This is a genomic window from Vibrio sp. HI00D65, from assembly GCF_001635455.1.
Lineage (GTDB): Bacteria > Pseudomonadota > Gammaproteobacteria > Enterobacterales > Vibrionaceae > Vibrio.
On the sequence record NZ_LWEH01000318.1, the window covers coordinates 1 to 1,509 of the forward strand.

General features: G+C 42.6%; 1 protein-coding gene. It reads right to left on the minus strand.

The window, feature by feature from the left end:
* Positions 1-95: 95 nt before the first annotated feature.
* Positions 96-1,509, minus strand: a 1,414-nt coding sequence (locus tag A3712_RS19550) for a TonB-dependent receptor domain-containing protein (protein WP_063524722.1), incomplete at its 5' end; no start/stop codon positions are given.

Consider the following 1,509-nt stretch of genomic DNA (forward strand, 5'->3'; position numbering starts at 1 on the left):
GTGGAGTCCTTGCCTGATGACCAGCTTATGACGACTTTCTTTTTCATTGATATACCCAATAAGAAAAAACCGCCCGAGGGCGGTTTAGGTGTTAGTTAGAATTGGTAAGTAGCATTCACGTAATATGTACGCTCTGGCGATGGGTATCCACCAGCAGTTTCATACTCTTCATCTGTTAAGTTATCTACTCGACCATTTAAGGTTAGGTTTTCATTCGCATAGTAGTTAACTGAAACATCGAGCAAGCTATATGCCGTAAGATCCTCAGAGAAGTCAGGTCGTTCACCTACATATTGGTAACCTATAGAAACATCAACTTCATCGAAACTAGCCACTGCATTATATTTATAAATCTTCTTAGCTCGGCGTGTCAGCTGCTCACCAGATTGATTTTCTGGATCTTGGAAGTTGGCGCTCACTTGGTGATTGATAAAGCTGGTATCAAACCCAACAACCATTTCCACACCACGTAGTTGGCTTTCGCCATCGGTATTGTAGTACTTGCTTGTCGCGTAATTGTAATCGATGAGGTCTTCGACATTCGTATCATAGCCAGTAATCGACCAATCAACATCCTTAATTAAGCCACCAAAGGTCAACTCAAATGAATCTGCCTTTTCAGCTTCTAACTGTGCATTACCGTAGTAGCTATATAGTCGATACAAGTTAGGTGCCTTGAAGGATGTACCATAAGCTGCTTTAACAACAAGCCACTCAGCATAACGATAGCCTAGCCCTGTGTTGTAAGTCGTTTCTGTACCGAACTGCTCATTGTCATCAACACGAAGACTCAGTTCTCCGAACACTTTATCCGCATCTGCGTTTAATGCAGCGAAGTACGCAACATTCGTTCTGTCATATTCAGTATTCGAAGGCTTAACAATATAAGCCTCATCACGCCAATCTACACCGCCACTAAGAGTCAGTGCCGAAGTCAGTTTGTATGAATTCACCCATTGAACATTTAGCTGTTCAAGCTCATCAGATGTTGCTGACGCTGAGTTCTTGCCTAAAGACTGTTCGTAGTTCCAGTTATCTTGATTCTGATAGTTTACTAGGAAATCAGACTTAAGCTCACTGCCACTATATTTAACTCCAGCAGCAAAGGTAGAGTTCTGAACTTCAGCCTCTTTGTAAGAGTGGACAGGTGCTCCCGTTGAATCAACATAGGAACCATCATATTGAGAGATAGTCTCGAACATGCGGAAGTTAGCAAAACCACTCCATTGCTGATCAAAATTATGGACATAACCAATTAGAGCATTGCGTGATTCAAAGCCATGTCGGTCACCATCATTTATTCCCGGCATAGGATGAACGTTGTATCCCTCATCGGAGTCGTAGCCAACCGATACGTTTAAGTGACCATTTTCACCAACCTTGGTACCACTAACAAAGCTCAGCTCTTCGTAATCTAAGCTTCCCAAGCCAGCGCTTACTGCCGTTTTTTCATTGTCAGAGTTTGCAACGGTAATAATATTGATAACACCACCGATCGCTTCTGAGCCA